Genomic DNA, 21693 nt, shown 5'->3' with positions numbered 1-21693 from the left:
ATGCCGAACATAGCGGATTATAGTGAACTTTGGGATTCACCCCCCGAACGATTCCGTCTGCGAAAATTCCTGATTGGCGATAAGGAGACATTCCTCATCACCGACGAGGTGAAATCGCAAACATGGATCATTGAGGACGATGATCTGTCGGATCGAATTGTTAAGCGCATGATGGAGGCGGGTGTAGAGGTCGTCGATCAAACGCACCTCGCGGAGTGATAGATTTAATGGAGGTTTTCAGAATTAGTTCTCGTTATACTGCCTATCGAGCCGACGCGTTTCTGAATGGGCGAGCCTGACGTCTACTGGCGGTCGCTGAAGCGAGGCCGGGGTTGCGAAATCGCCCCGGCCTCGCTGGCCTGTTCGATAGCGTCCAGACTCTGCGAGGTTGAGGTGTCATGCATGCGATCGGATTTGATGGCGATGGTGCCAGACACCGCAAACGGCTACTTCGACGAGACCGGCGGCGACTTCGTGCTGGTGCGCCACAACGCCGACGGCAGCCTGGACACGACCTTCGGCACCGGCGGCATCGTCAACACCGACTTCGAATTCAACAACGACGAGGCCAGGGCGCTGGCCCTCGCTTCCTCCGGGTTGCCGGAGGTGTCGTGAACGGGGTAGGGCGTTACACAGGTGCGTACACCGGAAGCGTTACGTTCCCATCCGGCGGGAACGTCATGTCGATCTTTGTGTCTCACGCACGATCGTTTCCGAACGGAGCGCCGAGCTGAGGTGTCGCCTCACGTGACACTGCACACTCTGGCTACTTGATCTCCAGATTGCCTGCTATCGGCAGGGGTTGACGGTGTCAGCGGACTCGCCCGGTGAGACGAGTCCTGTCTCGTAGGCGAGGACGACTGCCTGGGCCCGGTCGCGCAGGGTCAGCTTGGCGAAGATCCGGGCCACGTGGGTCTTCACTGTCGCCTCACTGAGCGTCAGTTCCTGTGCCAGTTCGGTATTGGAAAGACCCCGGCCCATGAGCGTCAGCACCTCGCGCTCGCGCGGCGTCAGTGCGGCCAGGTCTCGGTGGGCGGCCGGGGTTGCGAGGCCCGAACCGCTTCTGGGGGCGCTGGGGGCGAAGCGCTCCACCAGGCGGCGGGTGATCGAGGGTGCGAGTAGGGCGTCACCGGTGTTGACCAGGCGTACGGCGGCGGCCAGATGCGCGGGGGTGACGTCCTTGAGGAGGAATCCGCTGGCTCCGGCGGCGAGGGCGGCGTAGACGTAGTGGTCGAGGTCGAAGGTGGTCAGCATGATCACCCGGCAGTCCGGGGTCTGCGCGAGTATGCGGCGGGCGGCTTCCAGGCCATCCATGGCGGGCATCCGGATGTCCATCAGTACGACGTCGGGCCGCAGCCTCCGTACGGCGGCCACGGCCTCGGCTCCGTCGCCGGCTTCGCCCACCACGTCGATGCCGCGGGCGGTCAGGATCAGGCGGAAGCCGGTGCGGACCAGCTCCTGGTCGTCGGCGATCACGACGCGAGGGGAGGGCTCGGTGCGCGTCGTCATGGCCGGTCCAGCGGGATCCGGGCGCGGACGCGGTAGCCACCGCCGAGGCGGCGGCGGGCGTCCAGGTCGCCGCCGTAAACGGCGACCCGCTCCCGCAGGCCGAGCAGCCCGCGTCCCGTTCCGTCCGCCTGGCCCCGGCCCGGCTCCTTCTGCGCGGGCGCGCCGCCCGACAGGACACTCGGTCCGCTGTTCAGCACCTCGACGCGCAGGTAGTGGTCCGCGTACCGCACCGTCACCTCGACTTTCGCCCCGTCCCCGTGTTTGAGTGCATTGGTCAGGGCCTCCTGGATGATCCGGTAGGCGGTGACATCGATCCCTGTCGGCAGCGGGCGCGGCTCACCCGAGATGCGCATCTCCACGGGCAGGCCGGCAAAGGCGATCCGGTCGATCAGCGGGCTGAGTCGGCTCAAGCTCGGCTGCGGTGACAGGTCCATACCGTAGGGCTCGTCGTCGCCGTCCTGCGCGGGTGCGAGCAGGCCGAGCAGGTGCCGCAGCTCGTTCATCGTGTTCCGCCCGGCGGTCTCGACGGCGCTCATCGCCGCCGCGGCCTCCTCGGGCATCGTGGCCAGCACCTCGCGGGCGGCCCCGGCCTGGACCACCATGAGGCTCACGTTGTGGCTGACGATGTCGTGGAGCTCGGCGGCGATCCTGGCCCGCTCGGCGTCGACCGCGGTCCGCGTCGCGCTCTCGCGCTCCCGCTCCAGCAGCCAGCCGCGCTCCTCGAGGGCCGCCTGGTGCTGCCGCCGCGCCCGGACCGCCGCCACGCACAGCCACCCGGCGGCGCCAACTGCCGCCGCCAGGGCGATGACCAGCCAGATCGTCCAGGATTCCCCCACCGGATCATCTTCGCAGCTGCATGACGTGCCCCACCTCAGCCCCCGGGTGCAGCTTCGTACATCCCCGGGATGACCTGGCCGGACGGATACATCCGGGGGGTGACGCCCGGCCGCGGAGTCCGGCCTACGTTCGAGCCATGACAACTGATCACGGCAGTGCCCGGCAAGTGGTGGTGCGGCTGGACGGCGTGCACAAGGAGTACGGCGACGCGAAGGCCTTGGACGGCCTGTCGCTGGAGATCATGGCGGGGGACGCGGTTGCCGTGATGGGCCCCTCCGGCTGTGGCAAGTCCACCTTGCTCAACATGGTGGCCGGCCTGGACCGGCCGACCTCGGGCACAGTCGAGGTACAGGGGCATGACCTCGGGAAGCTGAACGAGACGGGCTTGGCGCTGTTCCGGCGGCGAAACGTCGGCATGATCTTCCAGTTCTTCAACCTCATCGACGATCTACCCGTCCTGGACAATGTGGCGCTGGCCGCGCAGCTGACCGGCACCCCGGCCCGGCAGGCGCGCCGCCGTGCCCTGGAGCTCCTCGACGAACTCGGTGTCGCCGAGCGCCGGAACAACTATCCGGCGACGCTCAGCGGCGGCGAGCGGCAGCGGGTCGCCGTGGCCCGGGCCCTGATGAACCGTCCCGCGCTGCTGCTGGCCGACGAGCCGACCGGCGCCCTCGACAGCCGTTCGGGCGAGCAGGTGATGGATCTGCTGATCGACCTCAATCAGATCGGCCAGACCCTGTTGATCGTCACCCATGACCCGCAGCTGGCCACCCGCTGCGCCAGCCGGCTGATCGAGGTCGCCGACGGCCGGGTCGGCCGCGAGAGCGGGCTGGAGGCAACCGTATGAGCGCCGTATGGAGAGCCTCACGCGCGGCCGTCAAGCGCCGCCGGCTCCAGACCTTCGTCATCGGGCTCGTCGTCCTCTGCTCCACCACGACCGTCCTGCTCGCGATGGGGCTGCTGGCCGCCGCCTCGGGCCCCTTCGACAAGGCGTACGCCGACCAGCGCGGGGCTCATACGGTGGCGACGTTCGACACCACGAAGGTCTCGCAAGAAGAACTGGCACGGACCGCCCGGCAGCCTGGGGTGGAGGCCGCGGCCGGGCCCTTCGGGCAGGCCATCGTCGACATCCCCAAGCGCTGGCTCTGGACGGCGGGCGGCACCCTCACCGTGGTAGGACGGGCCGATCCGGCGGGCCCCGTGGACCGGATCGAGCTGCTGGAGGGCCACTGGGCCACCGCGCCCGGCGAGATCGTCGTCAACTGGTCCGTCCAGGGCTCCCCCGGCCCGGAGCTGCTGGGCACCAAGCTGGAGAACCCCGGAGGACCGACGCTGACCGTCGTCGGCTTCGCCGCCAGCATGAGCAAGTCGGCGAGCGCCTGGGTCTCACCCGAGCAGATGGCCGCGCTGCACCCGTCCTCCGCCCAGATGCTCTACCGCTTCACGGACTCCTCGACGGAGGCCCAGCTGAGGGCCGGGCTGGCCGGGGCCATGGCGGGGCTGCCGGAGGATTCGCTGACCGGCGTGCAGACCTACCTCGCCCTCAAGCAGGCCTTCTCCGCGCTGGCCGACTCGTATCTCCCGTTCATGACGCTCTTCGGCGTCCTCGGGCTGCTGGTCTCCGCCCTGATCGTCGGCAACGTGGTCAGCGGGGCGGTCGTCTCCGGGTACCGGCACATCGGGGTGCTCAAGGCCCTGGGCTTCACCCCGAACCAGGTCGTCGCCGTCTACCTGACGATGCTGTCCGTACCGGCCGTGGTGGGCTGCGTCCTGGGCACCGTGCTGGGCAACGTGCTGGCCGGGCCGATCCTGCGGGTCGCGTTCACCGGCATCGATGTGGGCCGGGCCTCGGTCGGCGGCATCGGCCCGTGGGTGTCCGTGGTCTGCCTAGTGGGCATGCCCGCCCTCGTCCTGCTGGCCGCGCTGGTCCCCGCCCTGCGAGCCCACCGGCTACCCGCTGCGCAGGCGATCAGCTTGGGCGGCGCGCCGCGGACCGGGCGCGGACTGCGCGTCCAGCGGATGCTCGGCGCCACCCGGCTGCCGCGCCCGGTCAGTCTGGGCCTGGGCCAGCCGTTCGCACGCCCCGGGCGCACCCTGCTGACCCTGGCGGCCATCGTCCTCGGGGTCACCACGGTGACCCTGTCGACCGGACTGACCAGCACCATGGTGGCGTTCGGCAGCGTCGGGCGGGAAGACGGAGGTGCCCGGATCCAGGTGGAAACGGGGGGGCCGGGCAACGACCGGACCCCTCCCCGGCTCAGTGACCCGCAGATCGAGGAACGGCTGCGCTCCCTCCCGGGAGCGGCCGGGGTGCGGGCCCGTGCGCTGGCCCAGGCGAGCATGACCGGGCAGACGCAGCCCGTCTTCGCGGACTTCTACCGCTGGGACGATTCCTCATACGCCCACGTAATCGTCAAGGGCCGTGCGCCGGCCGCAGCGGGCGAGATCGTGGCCGGGCCGTCGTTCCTGACCCAGCGCGGGCTGAAGGTCGGTGACCGGGTCACTCTGGAGCTGAACGGCAGGCAAATCTCCGCGACCGTCGTGGGTCAGCTCATCGAGGGCAACGCCCAAGCCCTGGAGGCCACCTGGCAGACCCTCGCCCAACTCGCACCGGACACCCACGCCACCGAGTACACGGTACGGCTCGCTCCCGGCACCGACGCCCATGCCTACGCCGAGGCGGTTGAAGCTCTCGACCCAGGCCTGCGCGCGTCGGTGGCGGACCAGGGTAACGCCGGCACCACCACCGTCATCACCTTCTCGACGGTGTTCACGGTGCTGCTGACCCTCGTCGCGTCCCTCGGTGTCTTCAACACCGTCCTGCTGAACACCCGTGAGCGACGCCGGGACCTGGGCATGCTCAAGTCGATCGGGATGACACCCCGGCAGGTGGTGATGATGACGGTGACCTCGGTCGCCGGGCTGGGCGCGGTCGGCGGGCTGCTCGGCATCCCGCTCGGGATCGTGGCGCACCGCCTCGTCGTGGACAACGTCGGGGTGGTCGACTTCCCCGCGTACATGAAGGACGTGTGGCACGCGCCGCAGCTGGCCGCGATGCTCCTGGCGGGTGTGGCGATCGCAGTCCTCGGCGCCCTGGTCCCGGCCCGGTCGGCGGCCCGGATGACCATCGCCTCGGTGCTGCACACCGAGTAGATCACCCATCAGCACCAGCCTTAGGATCCGGCCCATGGCAGCCGACGGCGGTCAGCCGTCGGTTCCCACGGCCAGCTGCTGGCACGGGGCTACAGAGCACCTCGACCAGACCACCACCCCTTTGTCATGCGCGGCTCAGGAACAGGTACTCATACACCGCCCCACACCGGGGCCGAGGAGAGAGAGCGTGCAAAGGCACCCCTTGACCGCCGTCTAACCGTCGCCCGCGCAGAGCAGGTCAAGGGACGATGCGGCGTTCGCGGCCGTTCGGTCGACCTGGCCAAGGGGGTCAGCGGGCGGATCCAGCGTCGGGTGGAGCACTGGTCAAGGGGGTCCCATATGGCCCCTTGTCCACAGGGTTTGTCCGTTTCTGAGGGGAGGAGAGAGCTCCGGCCTCTATCCACAGGACCCCGCCGGAAGCTGTCGGGACGTCGCCGTGATCGGCACGGCGGCCATACGTCAGGAGCTGCTCGTGTCCCCCATCGTTCCCTCGCTGCCCCCGCACTTGGTCCAGCTCGACTTCGACTACATCCTGGCGGTGGAAGCCGGAGACGACGCCACGGCGTCGCGGCTCGCGCCCGAGGTGGAGCAGTTGTCGGGACTGCGGCCAGCCATCGCGGAGCTGGTCGTCTTCCCCGTGACCGCGTTGTCCGACGACACCGAGCCCTTCGCCGACTCCTTCGTCCTGGACGAGGTCGGCGTCCTCTACCTGATGGCGATCAGGGAGTGATCCATGCACGCGCCCGCGGCTGCCGCTCCGTGCATCGCCCGCACCATCGCGCGCTTCGTCGGCCAGGTCCTCGCCGACACCCCGGCCAACATCCTCCGGACGCTGCGGGTGCTGCGCGATGAACAGGTGAAGCGGGCCCGTGCGGTGGTGGAGACCGTGGTGGCTCTGCACCGTTCCGCGAGCTCCGTCAGGCCCTGAGCACTGCCGTCGCCCTCGCAGTAGTCGGTGCGGCAGGGTTCACCGATGGCTTGCTCGTCGCCCGGTCTGGCATCGTGGCTGAGTGAGCTTGACGTACTCGCCGGTCGGGCAGATCGCGCCTCGTCTACGCTGCGTCGCGCCGAGAGTAGGCCCAGGCTCCTGCGCATCCGATGGCGATGGCGAACACGGCATGCACCACCACTCCGGTCCAAGGGTCGAGCCCGCTGCCGAGCAGCGTCCGTTCGAGCGTGGCATCTGCGCCATCGCCGGTGTCGGGGGCTCCCGACATGGCTGCCCGCGCGGCCGCGAAGGGCAGGACGCCAGGCAGGCTGTCGGCTCCGAGGAGTCGGCCCACCAGTACGCCTGCGGCCCGCTCTATGATCAGCGGCCACAGAACGAGCACCAGCACGGTGGCTGTTCGGTTGCGTACGAGTGCCGCTACCGAAGCGGCCACTGCTGGCCAGCAGGCCATGACCAACACGAACCGCAAGAGCGCCGGCAGAGATTCTCCCCAGGCGGGCTGGGGCATGCCCCCGAGCACCAGGGCCAGTGCTCCGGCGGCTCCGGCGATCAACGCCGTCGCCACCGCGGTGGCGGTCACCAGCAGGCTCGCGACGCAAATTTTCGCCACGAACGCTGTACGTCGGGAGGCGGCGGTGAGCCATGTAGTAGGGGCTGTTCCGCGGGTGAGGTCGGTGCTGACAGATCCGGTGCCGATGGCGATCAGGAGCAGGGCCAGCAGGGGAAGCTGGGTGGCGGTGGGAGCCCACTGCAGGTTGTCGGCCACGGCCGCTGGGGTGGGGGCGGTGTCGGCGTCCGCCACCAGCAGCAGGCTCAACCCGTTTCCGATGGCTAGAACTGCTGCTACGGACAGGACGATCCAGGTGGAGCGCAGACCACGCAGATGATGCCATTCGTAGTCAGCGGCCAAGCGCAGCTTGTCAGTTCTCGAGAGGGTGTTCCGTGGGGCCGCAGGCGTGCCCGCTGTGATTCGGCTCAGGGCCGTCATGGTGTCGGGGCGTGCAGGATCCGTTGTTGGGCTGTTCATCGGATGTGGAACTCCTCCTGCGCGACGGAGATGTAGTAGTCCTCCAGCGAGAGGTGCCGTTCGTCCAGCCAGCTCAGGGGCAGCGATGCGGCGGCGGCCAGTGTTCCGAGCTGGAAACGGTCGAGGCCGCTGATCGAGACGAGGCCGTCCTGGAGCGGCTGCGCCGTGCCGCCGGCATGTTCAACGATCTTGATCAGCCGCGCGGTATCCGGACTCTGCGCGGTGACGGTCCCGGTCCGGGCTTTGATGTCGCGCACCGTGGTCTGTGCGACCACCCGGCCTTGCGCCAGCACGACCACCCTGTCGGCGAGCTGTTCCATCTCCGCCAACAGATGGCTGGAGACGAGAATGGCCCGCCCTTCCCCGGCAAGGTGGCGCAGGAACGTGCGCAGCCATCGCAGGGAGTGCGGGTCGAGGCCGTTCCCTGGTTCGTCGAGGATCAGCACGGGCGGGTTCCCGAGCAGCGCCTGGGCGATGCCCACCCGCTGCGCCATGCCCAGAGACAGCGTCCCCAGCCGCGATGTGGCGGCCTCCTGCAGCCCCACGAGTTCGAGGACCTCACCGACCCGGTGCTCTGACAGCCCCATACCCGCTGCGACCATGGCCAAATGCGTCCGTACTCGGTGGGACGGGTGGCCTGCCACGCCGCCGAGGACAGCACCGACCACAAGCCCCGGTGAGTTCCAGGCGGACAGTGGGCGATAGAGGAAGGCGGTGTGCCCGCCGCCTCGCAAGAGGCCGAGCATGATGCGGATTGTGGTGCTCTTTCCGGCGCCGTTGGCGCCGAGGAATCCGGTCACCGAGCCGGTTGGTACGTCCATGGACACGTCGTGGAGAACGGTTTTCGTACCGAAGGTGCGGCTCAGTGCGCGCACCGTCACACCACTGCTGGAGGGGTGGTGTCTGTCGGTCACCAGGGCCATCCGTAACGGTTCAGGGCGAGTGCTCCGATGATGACGGCGCCGATGACACAACTCGCACCGCCGAAGCTCGCGCTCTTCCGCGCGAGCGCGCAGTAGATAAGTGCGCCGGCGGTCAGGAGAAGGCCAGTAGCGTAGAGCAGCCAGCCTGCCGTACGGCCGCTGTCCCCGCCGAAGATGAAAACGGGGAAGGTCAGGGCAAGGAGGACCATGGGGATGGCGAAGTAGCGGTCCACTGGGGTGGATCCGGAGGTTCCGGTGGGCATACGTGCCTTTCCGGTCGTCGGACAAGGGGTGTGCCGCCCTCCCGAAGGGTGTGGGAGGGCGGCACAGAGGTTTACAGGTTCATCAGGTAGTCGATGACCCACGACTGAGTGCCGCCCGCGAGCAGATACCAGGCCGCCTTCACGGCGATGTTCTGCTTGCCCATCCACTCCCTGAACGCGCTGTGTCCTTCCTTGGCCTTGCTGACGGCCTTGGCGAACAGACCGCCCGTGCGCTTCAGCAGCTCGATGAACGCCTTGCCCTTGGCGTTCTCGGCAGCGTTCTGCACGGCAGCGACATCCACGGGGGAGGGAGCCGGTGCCTGGGAGGCAATGTTCAAGCCCGGCGCCCCGGTGGTGGTGACGTCGGCGCTCTGAACCGCGGCGACAGTCCGGACCGGCGCCGTAGTGGCAGCGCTGGCCGCAGGCGCAGCGATTCCGATGGCAACAGCGGCGATCGCCGAGATACCGGCGGCGCGCAGAGTAGTGCGCTTCACGTAGACTCCTTGGTGCGTAGCCGGGGAAGAAGGCATGCGGGAGCGCCGGCGATGGTTCCAAGCAAAACCAGTGCCCCCGCGGTCTTCTTCCCCGTAATTCTCCCCGAATCCGACCCGGTTGGTCCGGCCGGGGCGTGCTCAAGGAACGTATCCCGCAGCTCTGCGTCTGATCAATTGACGAGCGCGGTGAACAAGATCACGGGTGACACGCCCCCGAATCCTTTGACGTTGAGGAATCCATGCTCATTCACCAAGTATTTCTGGGCTACCCTCGCACATTCGGCCAATATCATCGGCCATGACGTCCAGAAAACGTCGGCGAATCCTCCACAGAGGGCAATCCGACAGGCTTTCCGACACGGATAAGTTGAAACGGGAATCATTTAACGAAAAGCGCCACGGCCGAAACTTGCACGTCGCGCCATGCGACTGTCGGAAAACAGTTTTTCGGTGGCCCAATTCTTCCCCCGCATAGCCGGATCGGTCAAGTTGGCGCGATCCAGGCGACCTTGACGCCTATCCGATTGTCTGTTCGACCTCTCTGCGGGCCACCCGTGCCTCTCAGCTCTCGGCGTTTCAACTGGGCTACCGTCACCGGACCAAGGTGCGGCGCTCCTCCCGTCAGCTCTGCCGAGTTCCGCACGAGGATCACTCGCCCACGCCGCCCACATGTACGGCAGGGGCAGGAGCCCCCACACCCACGACCACCTGGGGGAAGCAGTGTCTTTGACAGCCGCGCACACACGAGGAGACGAGCCGGCGCGAATACCGGAGGTCGACGCCCTGCGCGGCTTCGCGCTCATGGGCATCCTCCTGGTCAACGCGCTGGTGATGGCCGGTCCGTACGGCCTCGGAGCCGTCACCGATCCGGGGGCTTCTGCACTTGACCGGACCGTCGAGGGTGTCGTCCTGACTTTCGCGGTCGGCAAGTTCTACCTGATGTTCTCGTTCCTCTTCGGCTACAGCTTCACCCTCCAGCTGGCTTCCGCCGAACGCGCCGGCGCGAGCGCCGTTCCCCGCCTGCTGCGCCGCTCGCTGGGCCTGTTCGTCCTGGGCGTCCTGCACGCCGTGCTCCTGTACACCGGCGACATCCTCACGACGTACGCGGTGCTCGGCCTGGTCCTCGTCGCGGCACGCAACTGCACGCCCGGCGCGGCACTTCGCGCCGCCCGAATCCTGTACGGATGCCTCAGCGTCTTCCTCCTCCTTCTCAGCTCGGGGATCCTGTTCATGTCGGATGCCGAAACAGCTGAAGCGGACGCCGAACTCCATGCAGGCTTGCCCGAGCTCATCGCCGACTACCGCGGCGACGCGTCGTCCGTCGTGCGGGCCAACATCGGCCAGCTGCCCGACCAACTTCTCGCCATGCTGCTGATGAGCGGCTTCGTCATGACGGCCTTCCTGGTCGGGCTGCACTGCGGCAAGCGGCGCCTGCTCGCCGACACGGGGAACCACCGCGCACAGATGCGCCGCATGTTCCTGCTCGGTGCCGCCGTCGGCCTGCCGGGCAGCCTCTTCATGGCCATGGCCGTCATCGGCCCGCTCGCTCCGCGATGGTCAGCCTTCGGCACGATGGTGGGAACGGTCACGGCCCCCGCCCTCACCGCCGCATACGTCTGCGGAATGCTCCTGCTCATGAAAACCGACCTCGGCGCGCGGATCGCAGCTGTCTTCGCCCCCGCCGGCCGGATGGCGCTGACGAACTACCTGAGCCAGTCCCTGATCATGGCCCTCGCCTTCACCGGCTACGGACTGGCCCTGTACGACCGCCTCAGCCCGGCCGTCGTCGTACTCGGCGCACTCGTGCTCTACGCCGGCCAACTCGCCCTCAGCAGACGGCTCACGGCGCGATACCGGTACGCCCCGGTCGAATGGCTGCTCCGCGCGGTCACCCTCGCACGGCTCCCCCACGACAGCCGTGACCGGCCAGCAGCCTCCCGGTGACGCGCACCCCACCGCCTTGCGCATCCCGCCACAGCAGCGAGACCGGCCAGGGCGCGAAGGCGACCGGTCAGTACAGCCTGCGGTAATGGTGAAGGCCAGGAGGCGGGCCCGGCCGTCGGCCGCACGGCGGATCTTGGTGCTCAGGCCTGCACGGGAGCGTCCGCGGGCATGGTCGACTGGCTCTTGGCCCTGATGGACGCCACTGACGAGAGCATCCCGCAGCCAGAGCGCGCGACAGGCCCCCAGAGGGGACCGGAATGGCCAGCAGCGCCGATCGTCAGCCCCTCCGGGCGCGACTCGGCCCTGTTCTCGTATAGCTACGACCAGGTGGCGTGTAGCTCTGAGTAATTGTCTGGCAATAGTTGTGCACTTCTGGTCTTCGCTCCGGTTCCGCCTGGCCACTCTGTGGTGATCCATCTGGTTGGGCGAGGGAGCACGGGTGCGGCAGGACTGGGAGCCGGAAGACCTGATCGAGGTCTGGACGCTGCTCGAAGACGACATGAAGCGGGTGCGGAACAAATCCGGGGCGACCCGGTTGGGCTTCGCGCTGTTGCTCAAGTTTTTCGAGGTGGAGGCACGGTTTCCGGAGTCCGCCAAGGAGATGCCCGTGGCAGCGGTGGACTACGTGGCCCATCAGGTGAAGGTTCCCGCCGGAGCGTGGGCGGACTACGACTGGCAAGGCGACCGGATCAAGCGGCACCGCAAGGAGATTCGGGAGGCGTACGGGTTCCGGGCGAACACCGAGGAGGACCAGGAGCGGCTGGCCGAGTGGCTGGCCGCTGAACTATGTCCGGTGGAGCTGTCGCGGGATCGTCTTGCGGCGGCGGTGGTGGCCCGGTGCCGTAACGACCACATCGAGCCGCCGGCCCCGGGGCAGGTCGGGCGGCTGGTGGGCAAGGCGGTCAAGGACTTCGAGACCCAGTTCTGCCGCAGCAGGGTGGAGCGGATCTCACACGCGACGCGTTCGCGTCTGGAGGATCTGGTCGCCGGCAGCGAGGACGAGACGGGCGAGGGAGCGGGCGGTGAGGGCGCGGTGTCACGCGGCGGGCGGTCGCACTTCGCCGAACTGAAGGCCGACCCGGGGACGCCGGGGCTGGAGAGCCTGCTGGCGGAGGTGAACAAGCTGAAGCGGGTGCGGTGGCTGGAGTTACCCGCGGACTTGTTCGCGGACGTGTCGGAGAAGCTGGTGGACGCGTGGCGGGCGCGGGCGTCGAAGGAGTACCCGGCGAACCTGGAGCGGATGAAGCCGCCGCGGCGGCTGACGCTGCTGGCCGCACTGTGCCATGTGCGGCAGACGGAGATCACCGACTCGCTGGTGGACCTGTTCATCCAGCTCGTACTGAAGATCAACACCCGCGCGGAGCGGAAGGTCGAGAAGGAGCTGGGGGCGGAGCTGAAGAAGGTCCGCGGCAAGGAGGCGATGCTGCTGCGGGTCGCGGAGGCGGCCCTGTCGGAGCCGTCCGGCACGGTGCGGCGGGTGATCTTCCCGGTGGTCGGCGGGGAGAAGACGCTCAAGGCGCTGGCGGCGGAGGCCGCGGCGAACGAGGCCCGCTACAAGGCCCGGGTACGCACCGTGCTGCGGTCGTCGTACTCGGCGCACTGGCGGCGGATGCTCTCGCCGCTGCTGGGTGCGCTGGAGCTGAAGTGCAACAACACCGCATACCGGCCGGTGATGGACGCGATCGACCTGCTCCAGCGCTACCTGGACCAGCCGCTGAAGGAGGGCGCATTCTTCGATCCGGCGGAGAACGTCCCGCTTGCAGGGGTGGTGCCCGAGCACTGGCGGGCGGCGGTGGTGGACGAGAAGGGTCGTGTCGAGCGCATCCCGTACGAGCTGTGCGTGCTGGTGGCACTGCGGGACGCGGTGCGGCGCCGGGAGATCTGGGTGGTGGGGGCGAACCGGTGGCGTAACCCCGAGGACGACCTGCCGGCGGACTTCGAGGACAACCGCGACGTGCACTACGCCGCGCTGGGCCAGCCGCAGGACGCCGGGGAGTTCATCGCCGCCCTGCAAAGCAGGCTCCGCACTTCGTTGGACCGCTTCGAGCGGGCGCTGGAGGAGGGCACGACGGGCGGGGTGTCGATCGTCAAGAAGCGCGGCGAGCCGTGGATCAGAGTCTCCCCGCGTGGCAAGCAGGAGGAGCCGGAGAGCCTGGTGGCGATCAAGGGTGAGATTGAGCGGCGCTGGGGGACCATCGACCTGCTGGACATCTTGAAGTACGCCGAGTTCGACACGGACTTCATCGCCGAGTTCACCTCGGTGGCCACCAGGGAGATGCTGTCGAAGGATGTGCTGCGGCGCCGGCTGCTGCTGGTCCTGTTCGGCCTGGGCACGAACATGGGGATCAAGCGGGTCGCGGTGACTGGCAAGCACGGCGAGAGCGAGGCAACGCTGCGACGGGTGCGGCACCTGTTCGTCAACCGCGCCAACATGCGGGCGGCCCTGCGGAAGCTGGTGAACGCCACCTTCGCCGTCCGGGACGAGATGTGGTGGGGCACCGGCACCGCGTGCGCCTCCGACAGCCGCAAGTTCGGCGCCTGGTCCTCGAACCTGATGACTGAGTGGCACCAGCGTTACCGGGGCCCGGGCGTGATGATCTACTGGCACGTCGAGCGGAAATCTGTGTGCATCTACTCGCAGCTGAAGTCCTGTTCGGCCTCCGAGGTCGCCTCGATGATCGAGGGCGTGCTGCGGCACTGCACCGACATGGAGGTGGACCGGCAGTACACGGACACGCACGGTGCCTCCATCGTCGGGTTCGCCTTCGCCCACATGCTCGACTTCAAGCTGATGCCGAGGCTGAAGAACATCGGCTCCGCGAAGCTGTACCGGCCGGCGGCCGGGGAGGACGACAACTGGCCGAACCTGGGCCCGGTGCTGTCCACCAAGACGATCGACTGGGACTTGATCGCCCAGCAGTACGACCAGATCGTGAAGTACACCACCGCCCTGCGCCTGGGCACCGCCGAGGCCGAGCAGGTCCTCCGCCGGTTTACCCGGGGAGGCCCGAAGCACCCGACGTACCGGGCGATCGAGGAGCTGGGCCGGGCAGTGCGGACCTCCTTCGTCTGCGACTACCTCGCCGACGTCGAGATGCGCCAGGAGATCCACGAAGGATTGCAGGTGGTGGAGAACTGGAACTCCGCGAACAAGGACCTCTTCTACGGCAAGGACGGCGACCTGGCCGGTGCGGACAAGGAATCCCAGGAGGTCAGCATGCTCGCGCTACACCTGCTCCAGTCCGCGCTGGTACACGTCAACACGCTGCTTATGCAGGAGGTTTTGGCCGATCCGAAGTGGGCGGACAAGCTCACCGACGCGGACCGCCGGGCGCTGTCGCCGCTGTTCTGGACCCACGTCAATCCGTACGGCCGGTTCGAGCTCGATATGGACAGCCGCCTGGACCTGGAACTCGCAGCTGCGGTGACAGTGCCTGGCTCACGCAGTCCGCAGAGCGAAGCCTCATCTACAAGGTGACCCGAGCCACTGCCGGATGAGCGTAGAGCCCGGGAATGTGCGCCGAGAGACCCGTCGGCAGGCAGCGGCCGTGGCAGCCGATGCCGGACAGCCGAGGGCGTGGATCAGCTCGGGGTCGTGGCACCAGCGCCCAACTGCCGCTCGATCTCCGCGGCTGGGAACGGGGTCTGCTTGCTCTCGGTGAACATACGGCGAAAGAAGGAGTCCATGACGACGGTAGGGCGTGCATGCCGGTCGATGATGCCCGTGATCTCAGGCGGGACGTCGCCAGGTCGCCGGCCCGCGATCCAATCGTGCAGGAAGACATCGCGTTCCGTGTCACCGCGCACGCCGTCGAGCAAGTGGTACTGGAGCAGGTGGCTCGCTGTGTAACAGCGGTCGTACGCGAGGTGGTCCGCGAGGAAGTTGGACTCGTCCGCCGAAAGGTCGAAGCGGGAACTCAGGGCAAGCCCAAAGTCAGCGAAATAGAGCTGGCGGCCATCGGTCAGGACGTTGGCAAAGTGAGCATCGAAGTGGACAAGTCCGCGAGAACTCATGAAGGCAGCTCCGTCCATCAGAGCTTCCTCCACCCAGCGGAAGGGCGAGCCGTCCCCGCCTTCCGACACGGCGCGTTTGCGGTGGTCGGCCAGCCATCCGGCGAGTGTGTGCGGCACGTGCTCCAAGAAGACCACCAGGCTGCACGAGGACCGGCCGATGGCCTCCAGCCGGTCACGAACGGCGGGTGATCCCTCCCAATGCGCAACGGCCCCCTCCAGGCCCCCGAACTCGTCGGTGAATCCTTCGGGAGGGGAGTCAGGCACAACCCGCCAGTGGTACATCAAGGGGAACCCCGCATACTCGTCGCCGAGAACCCAGTTCGTGGTCATGGTGTGCACGGCAAGCTCCCGCCAGGCACCGAACCCGGCCGATCCCACCCCGTACTGGTAGAACATCGGCAGTCCGAAGACGTTCGCCGTCGACCGCACGTTCTCCGGGCGCAATTCGGTGTCCGTCAAAGGGATCCGCTTGACGAAGACGCGCGTTCCGTTGACGTCCAGCTCTGCCGACCTGCCGCCGATGCCCGACCCGAGCGGAGTAGCGGCTGCCACGACCTCCCCGAGCCGGTGGTCACTCATCAAGGAGAGCTGAGTACTCACGGTCCCGTAACCAGCCAGGCGCGCGGCGCGCACCACATCCCGGTCCAGCATCGACAGCTCCTCGGTGCCCGAACCAGGGCTTCGGCAATCCTCGACGAACGGCACCGACCTTACGCTGAAAAGGTCAGCCACTCTCACAAACGACCCTTTGCCCGAGCAAGATCAAATAGGACCTGATGGAGATCGCCGGGAAGCTGATCGGCTCTCAGAACCCGTTCGCGCTCAAAAATGGCGGGAGTGGGGTTCTGCGACTTGCGTTGTGCGAAAATCCGGGTCCATGACGGCCCCTCAAGAATCTTCCGCCGGACCTGAGTCCGAAGCCGATCTCGTCGAACGTCATCCGTGCCCGAAGTGCAAGGCCGCCCCCGGCTCTCCGTGCCGCTCGCGCAGCGGGGCGGTCACGAGCGCGTACCACACCGGGCGTTTCACCAAGGTGGCGAAGCTGGCGAAGGAGCTGCGGGTGCCGACCCCGGCCAGCCGGGGGCCGGGGCAGCCCTGGCGGCCCGGCAAGCCGGTGCCCGCGGCCATCGACCCCAGTCTGCCCAGCGCGGACATCCGCATCGGCTACGCCCGTTGCTCGCACCTCAGCCAGGAACTCGACTCGCAGCTGGACGCGCTCGCCAAGCACGGCATCGGCAGAGACAAGATCTTCAGCGAGAAGATCAGCACCCGGATCAAGGCCCGCCCCCAGTTCGAGGAGGCGCTGAAGACCGCCCGGGAGATCAAGGCGCACGCCCCGCACTGCCGGGTCATCCTCACGGTGTTCGAGATGAAGAGGCTGGGACGCGACGCGGCAGAGCTCACCGCCCTCGCGGACCATCTGACCGAGCACGGCCTGGTGCTGGAGATGCTCGCCGGGCCGCTGCCCGGCATCTACGACCCCACCGGCCCCGGCAAGCTGCTGTTCGGCTTCTTCGCCGCGATGGCCGAGACGGAGCGGGAGAACATCCGGGAGTCGACGCTGGAAGGGCTGGAGACCGCGGCCCGCAAGGGCAAGTACGGCGGCCGGCCCCCGGTCATCACCGACGACATGCTGCACACCGTGCTGCGACGCAAGGCGCTCGGCGAGTCCGTCGAGCAGATCCAGCCCGACCTGATCATCCCCACCGGCAAGCGCAAAGGACAGCACCCGTCCGTCGCCAGCATCTACCGGGCCCTCGCCGAACACGAGAAGACCCAGGCATACCCCGAGGCCGTCGAGACAGCACACGCTGACTTCGCCGCCCTTCAGCAGCGCGACCGCAGCCCTGTGTAGCTACCCAGAGCTACACGCCACCTGGCCGTAGCTATACGAGAACAGGGCCGACTCAAGCGGTCCAGGTACTCGCGGACGACACGGCAAGCTCGGCGTAAAAGTCGACACGGTCCTGGGCCTGAAGGACCCGGACGCACACGGTCAGCAGGCCGGTTCGGGGGTCTCGGGCGGATCCAGGACGGGGGCCAGCCCGGTCCGGACGTGGGCGGACGCTTCGGGGGTTTCTCCGTCCGCTTGGAAAGATGCCTGTCACCAGCGGTTCCCTTCTATGCATCAGCGTCACCCGACTGCGCTGAGCTGATTGCCGAGCACGCTCCTGTCACCTGATGAACAACGCGCCTCCCCCACGGCATATTGCGAGTTGTATTCCTTAGACCAGCATCCGACAGTCTCGCTTAGTTGAGCGATTCACTAAACGCTGTGGAGCGTTCGAGACATGACTCAGGCTTTTTCGGCCATAGTCAAAACCGAAATGCCGAACTCCGATCCTGCGGCGGCAATGCTTCCGCTGAGCCCCGCCGCGTCGCGATGGGTTGAGTGAATTCCTCACCAGTGGCACCGCACCATCGGCGTCAGCGGGAAGCCTTAGAGCTCGTAACAGGATCTTGGTGAGATGCCCTGGTCGGGCGTAACCGGTGTGATGATTCGGCCGTTCGTGAGTGTGTGAGCACTCGGCCGTGGATCGTGGACGATGACTTGTGGGCACTGATCGAGCCGCTGCTGCCGCCCTGGCCGGCGAGGTCGCCTGGGCCTCGGCCGGTGGCGGACCGGTTGTGTCTGCAGGGCATCCTGTATGTCCTCTGCAACGACATCGCCTGGCAACTCCTACCGCCCGAGCTGGGGTTCGGCTCGGGGCAGACCTGTTGGCGGCGCCTGGAGCGGTGGCAGCGGGCCGGGGTCTTCGACCGGCTGCACCGCATCCTGCTCGCCGAGCTGAACGCGGCCGGCCGTCTCGACTGGTCCAGGGCATGCGTGGACGGCTCCCACATCCGGGCGAAAAAGGGGGAGCCGACACCGGTCCGTCGCCGGTCGACCGGCGGAAGACGGGCAGCAAGCACCACCTGATCTGCGACGGACGCGGTACCCCGCTGAGAGTCATCACGACCGCGGCGAACGTCAACGACGTCACCCAGACCCTCGCTCTGGTCGACGGCATCCCACCCGTGGCGGGCCGGCCAGGTAGGCCCCGCCGTCGCCCCGAGGCCCTGCTCGGAGACAAGGGCTACGACTCCAACCCCAACCGCGATGAGCTGCGCAAACGCCGGATCCTGCCGGTCATCTCCCGCAAGGGAGCCCCGAACATCAAGGGCATGGGCAAGCTCCGCTACGTCGTCGAGCAGACCTTCGCCCTGCTTCACCAGTTCAAACGGCTCGCCGTCCGATGGGAACGCCGCACCGAACTCCACGACGCGTTCGTCTCCCTCGCCTGCAGCCTCATCTGCTGGCGACGCCTCAACAAACCCGCCTCATGATCGTGTTACGAGCTCTTACGGCGCCGGAGGTAGGCGTATCCGACTGCGCCTGCTGCGGTCAGAGCCGCGGCGCCGCCAAGCAGCCAGGGAGCCGACCACCGGACCGCGCTCGCCCGGGGTGTGACCACCGGGTCCTGGCAGCCCGGGGCGGCTGTGTCCACCACCCTGTAGCGGGCCCAAATCTTCGCCGACTTGCCCTGCTCGTTCCAGCGCACGACGTAGAGCCCCGGCTGCGCGTCGCACCGGACCTGAACGACGGCCGATACCAGCTTCGCACCGTGCATCACCACCGACCGCGTGAAGGCGGGAGACGACAGAGTGACCTCCCCGTCACTTGCCATCGCGACGCCGTCCGACGCCGTCATCCGCTCCCCGGGCCGCACGGAACGCACGTCCCACGGTGTCGCCGGCCATCCAATGTCCTCGGGCCAGTGCTCTTCCTGGGAGACCGGCGGCAGTTCCGCCACCCGCCGTTCGCATGCCTCCCGTTCCGCCGCTTCAACTGGGGCCACCCGCACGCTCCCCCACAGGTGGTCGATCCCGGGCACGTTTTCTTCGCCCGCGGGTGAGGCGAACCGCACCTGGTAGGAACCGGCGGCGGCCGTGCAGGAGACCGTCACGACTGCCGTGAGGAGCCGGTCGTCCATGCGCAGGGTGCCTTCCGCCGCGAAGGCGGGGGAGACCACCCGGACACCGTTCCGGGCGGCCCCGGAGACCATCGCCTTGGTCGAAATGCTGATCTGCTCCCCCGGCGTCACAGGCAGCTCCGCACCACTGGGCATGGGCCGGGGCGGGTCCGCAGGGGGCGCCGCTAAGGCGCCGCCTGACACCCCGGACAGCAGCAGCGTCAGCGAGGTGGCCAGACCGACCCTCATCCAGTTCACGCTCATTTGAACCCTTTTCATCTCCGTTGACGATCTTTCAAGCTGCTGCATAGTCTGCCCCCTCGTCGAACTGGCGGACTATTACGTCTCGTTTTCCGCGTTATCGCCTCGCTCAGGAAGTAAGTTCTTTGAGATCCAAATGGTTGACCACACTCGCCCTCAGCATCACGACCGTCGTACTCGCCAGCCCTGCCGCCATGGCCTCGGGCACTCCGACCCCGACCGCTTCGATACCGGCCTCCCCTTCCTCCTCCCCCTCCTTACCCCGCCCCCCGGCGGCATCTCCACCGCAGACCACGCCGTTACCCTCGGCGTCGCCCCCCCGAGCCGCTCTCCCGTCGGCTTCCCCTTCTCCCTCCCGCTCCGTCTCCGCCGAAGAGGCGTACTGGACCGCTGAACGGATGGCCCAGGCCCAGCCCGTGGACGCACAGGCAGTGAAGCCGTCATCAGGCTCATCCTCGCCCTCGGCCCGAGACTTGGCCGGCGCCCCCGCAGGCACCCCCGAGGCGAGGCACTTCGACGGGCTGCCCATGGTCGGAACGTTCTTCTTCGACGGCCAAGCCCTCAACGGCAAGAGCACCTACTGCTCGGGGAGCGTCGTACGCAGCAAGGGCAAGAACCTGGTGCTCACCGCAGGCCACTGCGCGAACGGCCTCAAGAACGCGACCCACCGCATCTTCGTACCGCAGTACCGCTACGGCCTGCCCGCCGGCACACAGCCGTCCGGGGTCTTCCCTGTCGACGTGCTCTACAAGGACCCCCGTTACCCCGAAGGGAAGGCCACCAGAGGTCCGCTCTCCGACCTGGACTTCGCCTTCGCCGTGGTCGCACCGAACGCCAGAGGCCAGATCGAGAACGTCACAGGGGCACTGACTTTCACGCCCACCACCTCATACGATCACAACGTGACCGTCGTGGGGTACCCCGACAGCATCGAGAACAACAACACGCACAAGGCCATCACGTGCGACGTCCCCACAAGCCGGCTCCACGGCTTCCGCCAGATGAAGATGGAATGCAAGGGGTACCACGCGGGCGTCTCCGGCGGCCCATGGATCAAGGGGTACAACGCCTCGGCACGCACCGGACAGGTGATCGGGAACGTCGGGGGCATGGGCGGTGGCGGCGACGTCCACTGGATCTCGTACTCGCCGCTCTACGGCAAGGACGCCCAGGACCTCTACAACGACGCCAACAACGGCATCGGGCCCGACAACGTCCACCGGCCCGACTACCAGCCTCCGACGGACGGCCCCGTCCTTCCCGGCAGCGGCGAGACCTGGAAGCACGCCAAGCAGATAGCCTCCGGCGACTTCTCCGGCACCGGCCACAGCGACCTGCTCGTCATCTGGACCGACGGCGAAGTCACCCTCTACCCCGGCGACGGCAACGGCGGCTTCCACCCCGAACGGCAGCTCCTGGCACCCAACGCGGGCTGGAAACCGGCCGCCACCATCACCGCCGGCGACTTCACCGGCTCCAACCAGTTCGACCTCATGGTCCGCTGGGACGACGGCCGGATGACCCTCCACGGCGACGTCGGCTCCCACGGCCTCGACGGGGGAACCGAGATGGCGGCCTCCGGATCCATCTGGAGCCACGCCACCCAGATCGCCGCCGGCCGCTTCAACGCCACCACCTACGTCACCGACCTCATGGTCCGCTGGTCGGATGGCGAACTCAGCCTCTTCACCAACGTGAGCACCGGCACCATGGGCCAGGAATACAAGCTCAAGGACCCCAACAGCACCTGGAAGGACGCCACCCTTCTCACCGCGGGGCAGTACTCCGGCAACCAGAAATGGGACCTCATGGTCCGCTGGACCAGCGGCGCACTCAACAACTACGTCGGCACCACCACCGGCGGCCTCGGCACCGAACAGCCCATCCACGGCCCCAACAAGACCTGGACCCACAGCGTCATCATGACCACCGGCCAGTACACCGGTGACGGACTCACCAACGACCTCATCATCCGCTGGTCCGACGGCGAAACCACCATGTACAAGGACACCCGCATGAACAACCTCGGCACCGAAATCATGATCGCCCCACCCGCATAAGCAGCCCAACAGGCACATACGTCCGCAGGCTGGCCCCGGACGGCCCGCGGACTCTCCTCGGCCCAAGGTCAGCGCCGCAGGCCGCCGCCCACGACGGTGACCGAAACACACGGCGCTTCCTGGCCCGAAGTAGAGAGAGTGCCGGGGATCTGGAGGACGCTGACGCCCTGGCCCGACGGGCCGACAACCTCAGTGACACAACCGCGCTGTACCGCCTTGCCCGGATGCGGGCGGTGTCCGGGGACATGGGCTCAGCGACCAGTGAGGCTGACCCTCTGGAGTGGACACCCTGACAATGGATCTTGC

The 21693-nt window shown here is 67.7% G+C and carries 19 protein-coding genes; 11 read left to right on the top strand and 8 right to left on the bottom strand.

From position 1 onward, the window contains the following. A complete protein-coding gene (locus OG624_RS40810; protein ID WP_371640769.1) occupies window positions 1-219 on the top strand; it encodes a hypothetical protein in 219 nt (72 codons plus the stop codon). Window positions 220-426: 207 nt separating this feature from the next. Then, window positions 427-615: a hypothetical protein gene (locus OG624_RS40805; protein ID WP_371640768.1), complete on the top strand. Its 189-nt coding sequence runs from the start codon at window positions 427-429 to the stop codon at window positions 613-615. Window positions 616-789: 174 nt separating this feature from the next. Here the strand turns inward: OG624_RS40805 and OG624_RS40800 are convergent, their stop codons facing one another. Together OG624_RS40800 and OG624_RS40795 are read right to left on the bottom strand one after the other, a co-directional pair. Beyond that, entirely contained in the window at window positions 790-1509 is a 720-nt protein-coding gene (locus tag OG624_RS40800) for a response regulator (RefSeq protein WP_371640767.1), read from the bottom strand. After that, a complete protein-coding gene (locus OG624_RS40795) occupies window positions 1506-2345 on the bottom strand; it encodes a sensor histidine kinase (RefSeq protein WP_371640766.1) in 840 nt (279 codons plus the stop codon). The genes OG624_RS40800 and OG624_RS40795 overlap by 4 nt, the downstream gene beginning before the upstream one ends. A gap of 137 nt (window positions 2346-2482) precedes the next feature. Here OG624_RS40795 and OG624_RS40790 point away from each other — a divergent pair, with 137 nt between their 5' ends. The 4 genes from OG624_RS40790 (at window position 2483) to OG624_RS40775 (ending at window position 6427) form a co-directional block, all read left to right on the top strand. Next, window positions 2483-3193 carry an ABC transporter ATP-binding protein gene (locus tag OG624_RS40790; protein ID WP_371640765.1) on the top strand — a complete coding sequence of 237 codons (711 nt, stop codon included), beginning with the start codon at window positions 2483-2485 and terminating at the stop codon, window positions 3191-3193. After that, window positions 3190-5499 (top strand): ABC transporter permease, encoded by a 2310-nt coding sequence (locus OG624_RS40785; protein ID WP_371640764.1) that lies wholly within the window; start codon window positions 3190-3192, stop codon window positions 5497-5499. Before OG624_RS40790 ends, OG624_RS40785 begins: the two co-directional genes overlap by 4 nt. 472 nt (window positions 5500-5971) lie before the next feature. Continuing rightward, on the top strand, window positions 5972-6229 hold the full coding sequence (locus OG624_RS40780; protein ID WP_371640763.1) for a hypothetical protein: 258 nt from the start codon (window positions 5972-5974) through the stop codon (window positions 6227-6229). Window positions 6230-6232: 3 nt separating this feature from the next. Beyond that, window positions 6233-6427 (top strand): hypothetical protein, encoded by a 195-nt coding sequence (locus OG624_RS40775; RefSeq protein ID WP_371640762.1) that lies wholly within the window; start codon window positions 6233-6235, stop codon window positions 6425-6427. 124 nt (window positions 6428-6551) lie between these two features. Here the strand turns inward: OG624_RS40775 and OG624_RS40770 are convergent, their stop codons facing one another. The 4 genes from OG624_RS40770 to OG624_RS40755 form a co-directional block, all read right to left on the bottom strand. Next, entirely contained in the window at window positions 6552-7475 is a 924-nt protein-coding gene (locus tag OG624_RS40770; protein ID WP_371640761.1) for a hypothetical protein, read from the bottom strand. Next, window positions 7472-8389, bottom strand: a complete 918-nt coding sequence (locus OG624_RS40765) for an ABC transporter ATP-binding protein (protein WP_371640760.1) — start codon at window positions 8387-8389, stop codon at window positions 7472-7474. The genes OG624_RS40770 and OG624_RS40765 overlap by 4 nt, the downstream gene beginning before the upstream one ends. Next, a complete protein-coding gene (locus OG624_RS40760) occupies window positions 8386-8661 on the bottom strand; it encodes a hypothetical protein (RefSeq protein ID WP_371640759.1) in 276 nt (91 codons plus the stop codon). Before OG624_RS40760 ends, OG624_RS40765 begins: the two co-directional genes overlap by 4 nt. A 71-nt stretch (window positions 8662-8732) precedes the next feature. Continuing rightward, the gene (locus OG624_RS40755; RefSeq protein ID WP_371640758.1) at window positions 8733-9155 is read right to left on the bottom strand and encodes a hypothetical protein; all 423 of its coding nucleotides are present in this window, start codon (window positions 9153-9155) and stop codon (window positions 8733-8735) included. A 720-nt stretch (window positions 9156-9875) separates the two neighbouring features. Between OG624_RS40755 and OG624_RS40750 the strand changes: the two genes are divergently transcribed. After that, complete coding sequence (locus tag OG624_RS40750) at window positions 9876-11099, top strand: DUF418 domain-containing protein (protein WP_371640757.1); 1224 nt, start codon at window positions 9876-9878, stop codon at window positions 11097-11099. Between the two features lie 439 nt (window positions 11100-11538). Continuing rightward, window positions 11539-14577 (top strand): Tn3 family transposase, encoded by a 3039-nt coding sequence (locus tag OG624_RS40745; protein WP_371640756.1) that lies wholly within the window; start codon window positions 11539-11541, stop codon window positions 14575-14577. A gap of 104 nt (window positions 14578-14681) precedes the next feature. Here OG624_RS40745 and OG624_RS40740 read toward each other — a convergent pair whose 3' ends face one another. Beyond that, window positions 14682-15764, bottom strand: a complete 1083-nt coding sequence (locus OG624_RS40740) for a protein kinase family protein (RefSeq protein WP_371640930.1) — start codon at window positions 15762-15764, stop codon at window positions 14682-14684. Window positions 15765-15990: 226 nt separating this feature from the next. Between OG624_RS40740 and OG624_RS40735 the strand changes: the two genes are divergently transcribed. Further along, window positions 15991-16968 (top strand): recombinase family protein, encoded by a 978-nt coding sequence (locus OG624_RS40735; protein ID WP_442759690.1) that lies wholly within the window; start codon window positions 15991-15993, stop codon window positions 16966-16968. A 681-nt stretch (window positions 16969-17649) separates the two neighbouring features. Further along, window positions 17650-18440, top strand: a protein-coding gene (locus OG624_RS40730) for an IS5 family transposase (RefSeq protein WP_371640929.1) whose coding sequence is annotated in 2 segments (ribosomal slippage) — window positions 17650-17965 and window positions 17965-18440 — 792 coding nt in all. Because the reading frame shifts where the segments join, the coding sequence is not laid out codon by codon here. 5 nt (window positions 18441-18445) lie between these two features. Here OG624_RS40730 and OG624_RS40725 read toward each other — a convergent pair. Then, window positions 18446-19375 (bottom strand): hypothetical protein, encoded by a 930-nt coding sequence (locus OG624_RS40725; RefSeq protein WP_371640754.1) that lies wholly within the window; start codon window positions 19373-19375, stop codon window positions 18446-18448. 425 nt (window positions 19376-19800) lie between these two features. Between OG624_RS40725 and OG624_RS40720 the strand changes: the two genes are divergently transcribed. Next, on the top strand, window positions 19801-21387 hold the full coding sequence (locus OG624_RS40720) for a trypsin-like serine peptidase (RefSeq protein ID WP_371640753.1): 1587 nt from the start codon (window positions 19801-19803) through the stop codon (window positions 21385-21387). Window positions 21388-21693 lie beyond the last annotated feature (306 nt).

The organism is Streptomyces virginiae, from assembly GCF_041432505.1.
Taxonomy (GTDB): domain Bacteria; phylum Actinomycetota; class Actinomycetes; order Streptomycetales; family Streptomycetaceae; genus Streptomyces; species Streptomyces virginiae_A.
Note: the sequence above shows the minus strand (reverse complement) of the source record. Positions and strands in the feature narration are given on the sequence as shown.